Raw genomic sequence first — 6,195 nt, 5'->3', positions numbered from 1 at the left:
ACAGGTAATTTAGATATTTAGCAAACTTATCAACCAATCCAAGAATCTAACCATTTTAGCCAAATCCTTGTTTATCAACAAGTTTTTATCTGCATCACCGCCGATGGATGTGCATTCTACAGCATTCCTAACCCAATGCAACACCCTTTTCTATTTTTATTTAAATAATTTAACCAAGCGTCTATTTTTTACACAAATAAGGCTGAAAATGCGGAATTTGGTCGATTATTTGCTCGGTTTTATTTTTTTCCTGCCAATGTAATGGTCTGCAATCGATATATTCACAGTATCCAGTGCCTTCATAATTTTTATTTTTCCATAATAGCTGGTAATGAAAGCTGCCTACATATCCGGCAGCAAGACCAAACTTATAATCTCCCCGACTTTTGGCTTGTAACTGGAAAATCACTTCATCTTTTTCTTGGTACTGCCAAATAAACTCTCGTGGCAAATACATTTCCCGCCCATTCGGTGTTTTGACTTTCGGATATACACGGGTGATATCCAGAACGACTTGATGTTCATAGACAACATTGATCTCTTTTGTTTGTATTTCTATCCGTGAAAAGACAATGTTATTCCATTGGTTTCTGAGTTCAGACATGATGATTTGCAAATCAGGATGAATCTGAATAATTTGATAGGTGAAAAAATGAAAAGCGATAAAAGGAAAATAAATCGCCCGGGCATGTTTTAAGACACCTCGCGCTTCAATTTGGTATTTTTGTTTTTTATAGACAATTTCACCCTCACATTGGCAAGAAACATACCAGTAATCTGCCACCCCCCATTGCAGAGCCGAGTGATTTTCAATATCTGTGCATATCTTCACTTTGAGCTGACAACTGAGTTCTTCATCATTCCGTTTAAAATAATAATGAGGAAAATCGGCCTGAATATGATCAACATCAAGAAACTGATAGCGATCTACTTCTAACTGGCATTGTTCTTTTGCACTATAGCTTTTCAGATGCCCCACCGTGGATGCGCTGCTACTGACCAGAACAGTAGCCGTATCAATCGCGGTTGTAGTAATGGCACTGGCGTTATAGCAAATCGGAATACGGGGTTGCCCAATCAGGCTAATAAAATTGAAATAATGAAATGGCTCAGGCAAATTCGGCAGGATCAGGGCCTGATAAACAATTTTAAATAATCCCTTAGGCGGGTAAAAAGTTAAAGCATCTGACTTATTGAGGTTCAGCTGCTTTAATTGATTATTACTCATCAATATTGGCATACTGAACCTCCTGAATTTTAGGTTGTTATTTTTTCATCATTCTTTTTAGCAAACAAAGTCGTTACAAAGCCTGAAAGCACATAGAGAATACATACAATCAAGATCCCTACAGGAATGTTGTACGTGATTGCAGCAAAAATCAAGACCACAGGCAACATCACGACAAAAGGTACACGTTTACGATCCATTTGTTTAAATGAATAGTATTTGATGTTCGAAATCATCAGTAAACCGACTGCGACCATGACCACCGAATTAATCACCTGAATCACAATATCTCTTAAATCAAAGATAAACGGGAAATCACGACCAACCCATACTAATGAAATCACGGTAACGGCAGCAAGCGGACTGGCAATTCCGATAAAATAACGCTTATCCACTACACCAATCTGTACATTGAAACGCGCTAGACGGAAAGCTGCACAAGCGGTATAGATAAAGCAACAGGCTAAACCAATACGCCCAAGGTCATGCAAGCTCCAGCTATACATCAAGATTGCAGGCGCCACACCAAAAGCCAATAAGTCAGAAAGTGAGTCGTATTGTTCACCAAATGCACTTTGCGCACCAATTGCACGTGCCACGCGTCCATCCAAACCATCAAGTAATGCAGCCAGGAAAATGGCATAGATTGCCTGGTTAAAATTGCCATTCATACTGGCAATAATTGAGTAGAAACCAGAAAGAAGTGCAGCCGTTGTAATTAAATTCGGCCACAAATAAATGCCACGACGTTTCACTTTTTGTCCTTCGTGCGTATGCTCTTCTTCTTCTACTTCAAAAGTGATGCCATCAAAAGAATGGGCATCTTTATTTAAATCAGAATCAGGTTTAAGAGAATTTGTCATTATTTTCAATTCCTCAAGAATATTTGGACGTTGATGGGTTATTCACCCACCAACCAACGCACTGCAGCATGTCCACCATTTTCACTCATACGCAAATGTGGAAATAACCATTGTAATGCCTGATCCGCATCTTCCGAGAATTTCCAAGGTGGATTGATCACCAACAAACCACAACCATTCAAACCGACTGGTGTGTCATCTGGCCATACACAAATTTCACAAATCAATTGACGGCGAATACCGGTTTTCAACATTTTCTTTTCAAAACGGTCAATCATCGCGCGATCTTTGATTGGATACCAAACAGCGAATACCCCTGTTGGCCATTTTTTATGAGCGGTTTGCAGTAATTCAACCAGCTGTGGGAAATCTTTACGCTCGATTTCGTAAGGTGGGTCAATCATGACCAATCCACGCTTTTCTTTTGGTGGAATGACCCCCATCAGACCTTCATAAAAATCACGCTCATGCAGGCCGGCACGTTTATCGCGAATATTAAAATATAATTGCTGAAACACGTCACGCTGCATTTCAAACACAGTCGCTTTATCTGTTTCACGCATGCCTTCAAGCGCAAACCAAGGTGATCCTGGATAAGCACCTTTGCCCGAAGCTGCACGCATATCTTCAACAATTTTAAGATATTGTTTTACACCTTCCGGTGCATTTCGTTTAATCGAATCGTCAAGTTTGACCAAGCGATGGATACCCGTTAAGAATTCACCTGATTTTTGTGCTTCAGAAGTCGATAAATCATATTTACCGGCACCACCATGGGTATCAATATATCGATAAGGTTTATCTTTCGTATTTAAGCGAGCAAGCAGTTGAAGCAAAAGTACATGCTTCATCACATCGGCAAAGTTACCCGCATGGAAATGGTGACGGTAATTCATGTTGACAATTTATTCCTCAATTCAGCAGGTAGTTTAACATGAAAATAGGGGCCGATGACATTTCACCTTGCGAGCCCTAGCTCTCATTGCGACTGTTGACATTTTTTAGCTGATACAAGGCATGGTTTTCGAAATTTAGCATTCTAAATAAGAAAAGCATAACGCCGAAGCAGCAAAAAATGTCGCAGTCCTTGAGCTTCGCCTTGCACTGCAATCAAAGCAATGCTTTGCTTTTGCTCAGGGTTATAGCTAAAACTGCCCTAAACTTCGTTATGAAACTTGACAAGGGGATCGCCATTGCCTACGTTCCATGCCTCGTTTATGTCGTTTTAGCTTATAACGCAAGGCATGGTTGAAATATCAGCGACCCCTCAACTATTCTTTAGCGTTGATGTGATCGTCTAAAATCGCACTTTAATCCAACCCATCCTAAACTGGAGTGCCATGCAACCAACCTCTCTTGCTGAATCATGGAATTTAGAGCAAATTCTGGATGATTTAAATGAATTTGGCTTTGCCGTGATTGATGATGTCTATTCACATGAATATGTACACTCTCTTGTTCATGAATGCACCTCTCATCTTGCGGAATTCAGAGCAGCGGGAGTACAAAATGGTGTGGTCAGTCATATCCGGAGTGACCATATCCTGTGGATTGATGGTCAGTTACCGATTGCCCAACAGCATCTCAAGGCCTTAGAAGTATTATCACAAACTTTAAATCAGGCCTTTTATCTCGGCATCAAAGAAGTAGAAGCACATTTTGCCTGCTATAACGCCGGTGAATTTTATGCTTTGCATCGTGACAATCCGCAACAAAAAAATGACCGGATGATTTCCACCGTATTCTATGTGCATGAAAGCTGGCAAGAGGACTGGGGCGGCCAATTACGTTTGCAGGATAAAAATGGTCAATGGCATATTATCCAGCCCTCACCTAATCGTCTGGCGATTTTCCAGAGCGATTTATTACATGAGGTTCTACGTTCAAAACAACAGCGCCTGTCGATTACTGCATGGTTACGTAGCGGAAGCTCAATCTGGAATCAGGGCTAAGCCCTTTAAATTGCTAAAAACAGCCTTATATACCTAGGCATAACTGACGATTCTGGATCAATACATGTCGAACGAAACTAAACAAGTCATTGCACGCATTGGTGAAACTGACCAACTCTTTTTAGAGAACAATAGTCCTGAACTTGCTTTAGAGCGTGCAGACCTGCGTTTACAGCTGGTTGTAATAAGTCATGTACGTCAGGAACAGTTGCATTTCTTGCAAGAAGCAATCGTATTGCTTGAACAGGCACGTATTGAATATGAGGAAATGCCATTAAGCCTGTATCTCAACCTGTCGTTGACTTTAGCCAAAGCTTATATGATTTATTTCGAGCTGACCAAAGAGCAACGTTTTGCCCTCATTACTCAGCAGATCTTGAAACCGCTGGCACATCATGAGCATCTGGATATTTATTTCTTTTTGGCTTATGCATCTGCCGTTAAGCAAGAACAGGCCTTAACACGACACTGGTTGAAAAAGTATGTGTCTTGCCTAGAGCATGATCTGGAATTACTACAGCTTCACCCCGCTTTTGTTGAAGTCCGTAAAGAAGACTGGTTTAGTACCCTATTACGCAATAAAGCTCACTGATGTGAGCTTTATTTTTATCGAATCATGACTTGGTACTGTCTACATGCAACTGCTGATTCAGCTCATCAATTACAATGGCCCAGTCATCATCTTTGTCCCAGTGACTTTTTAGAAAATCTCGCTGACCCGCACTCCAGAACTCGGCTTCATGCAATTTCTGATCAGCACCGAGCTGATGCGTTTTCACAAAACTTTCAATTGCAGCATCATCTGCCCCAAGCCCAAGTTGCTCAAATAAAAGTTCCAGTGTGGGTTGTTGTTCAAACATTGTTATTCTCCATAAGTGCTTCCGATCAAAATAATTTATCAGCAAACCCAGCAGATATGCTTAGGTATGTCTATATTTTCTTGTTGTTTTTTGTGATTCATGTATAAAAAAAGCACTCTATAGAGAGTGCTTTTTTCAATTTATCAAACTGATAAATTATTTAACCATGTCAGCAATCGCTGCACGTTCTTCTTCAAGCTCGTTCAGCGTGAAGTTGATACGCTCACGGCTGAATTCGTCGATTTCTAAACCTTGAACGATTTTGTATTCACCGTTTTCAGTGGTTACAGGAAAACCGAACATTACGCCTTCAGGAATACCATAAGAACCATCAGATGGAATACCCATAGTGACCCATTTGCCGTTAGTACCCAACGCCCAGTCACGCATATGGTCAATTGCAGCATTCGCAGCTGAAGCAGCTGAAGACAAACCACGCGCTTCGATAATCGCAGCACCACGTTTACCAACAGTTGGAAGGAACACATCTTTGTTCCAAGCCGCATCGTTGATTTTGTCTTTTAAGCTTACGCCATTTGCTGTTGCGAAACGGTAGTCAGCATACATAGTTGGAGAGTGGTTACCCCAAACAGTCATGTTTTCGATGTCAGAAACTGCAACACCTGCTTTTTGAGCAAGTTGAGTCAACGCACGGTTGTGGTCAAGACGCAACATTGCTGTGAAGTTTTTAGCAGGAAGATCTGGAGCAGATTTCATTGCGATGTAAGCATTGGTGTTCGCAGGGTTACCCACAACCAATACTTTAACGTCACGGCTTGCAACTTCGTTCAATGCTTGGCCTTGGCCAATGAAGATTTCGCCATTTACTTTTAATAAGTCAGCACGTTCCATACCTGGACCACGTGGACGTGAACCAACTAATAACGCGTAATCAGCATCTTTAAATGCAACTTTAGGATCATCAGTCCCGATCATGCCTGCCAATAACGGGAAAGCACAGTCATCAAGTTCCATCATCACGCCTTTAAGCGCTTGTTGAGCTTTCTCAAAAGGAACTTCAAGCAATTGTAAAATGACTGGTTGATCTTTACCTAACATTTCGCCGCTTGCGATACGGAATAATAAGCTATAACCAATTTGACCAGCAGCGCCTGTAACGGCAACACGAACGGGTTGCTTCATGTGATATTCTCCAATGAGATGCGTTAGCACGATTGAACGTTATTGTTATTCAACCGAATTATCATAAACGGCAAAGATTGTACTCTAAAGCGAATGCATATGCATGTAAAAGAGAATGAATTTCAACGAAAGTCTAATAGAAAATACAA

At 41.0% G+C, this 6,195-nt stretch carries 7 protein-coding genes; 2 read left to right on the top strand and 5 right to left on the bottom strand.

Features of this window, described 5'->3' with window-relative positions:
* Nucleotides 1–181: 181 nt before the first annotated feature.
* Genes IEV39_RS16155 through IEV39_RS16145 form a run of 3 tightly spaced genes read right to left on the bottom strand, consistent with a single transcriptional unit; the run spans nucleotide 182 to nucleotide 2,987 of the window.
* A complete protein-coding gene (locus IEV39_RS16155) occupies nucleotides 182–1,240 on the bottom strand; it encodes a DUF6670 family protein (protein WP_005280557.1) in 1,059 nt (352 codons plus the stop codon).
* Between the two features lie 17 nt (nucleotides 1,241–1,257).
* Complete coding sequence (pssA, locus tag IEV39_RS16150) at nucleotides 1,258–2,091, bottom strand: CDP-diacylglycerol--serine O-phosphatidyltransferase (RefSeq protein ID WP_005226718.1); 834 nt, start codon at nucleotides 2,089–2,091, stop codon at nucleotides 1,258–1,260.
* Between the two features lie 38 nt (nucleotides 2,092–2,129).
* Entirely contained in the window at nucleotides 2,130–2,987 is an 858-nt protein-coding gene (locus tag IEV39_RS16145; protein ID WP_005280560.1) for a 23S rRNA (adenine(2030)-N(6))-methyltransferase RlmJ, read from the bottom strand.
* Between the two features lie 444 nt (nucleotides 2,988–3,431).
* On the opposite strand from IEV39_RS16145, the gene IEV39_RS16140 reads away from it, so the two are divergent.
* The gene (locus IEV39_RS16140) at nucleotides 3,432–4,043 is read left to right on the top strand and encodes a 2OG-Fe(II) oxygenase (RefSeq protein WP_005226714.1); all 612 of its coding nucleotides are present in this window, start codon (nucleotides 3,432–3,434) and stop codon (nucleotides 4,041–4,043) included.
* 64 nt (nucleotides 4,044–4,107) lie between these two features.
* Nucleotides 4,108–4,635 carry a hypothetical protein gene (locus IEV39_RS16135; RefSeq protein ID WP_005280565.1) on the top strand — a complete coding sequence of 176 codons (528 nt, stop codon included), beginning with the start codon at nucleotides 4,108–4,110 and terminating at the stop codon, nucleotides 4,633–4,635.
* A 22-nt stretch (nucleotides 4,636–4,657) separates the two neighbouring features.
* On the opposite strand, the gene IEV39_RS16130 is transcribed toward IEV39_RS16135, so the two are convergent.
* Both IEV39_RS16130 and IEV39_RS16125 read right to left on the bottom strand, forming a co-directional pair.
* A complete protein-coding gene (locus IEV39_RS16130; RefSeq protein WP_005280568.1) occupies nucleotides 4,658–4,903 on the bottom strand; it encodes a DUF2789 family protein in 246 nt (81 codons plus the stop codon).
* A 156-nt stretch (nucleotides 4,904–5,059) separates the two neighbouring features.
* Entirely contained in the window at nucleotides 5,060–6,046 is a 987-nt protein-coding gene (locus IEV39_RS16125; RefSeq protein WP_005226708.1) for a malate dehydrogenase, read from the bottom strand.
* Nucleotides 6,047–6,195: the final 149 nt, after the last annotated feature.

It is taken from the genome of Acinetobacter courvalinii, assembly GCF_014635545.1.
In the GTDB taxonomy this organism is placed as follows: Bacteria; Pseudomonadota; Gammaproteobacteria; order Pseudomonadales; family Moraxellaceae; genus Acinetobacter; species Acinetobacter courvalinii.
This window is presented reverse-complemented; position numbering and strand designations above follow the sequence as displayed.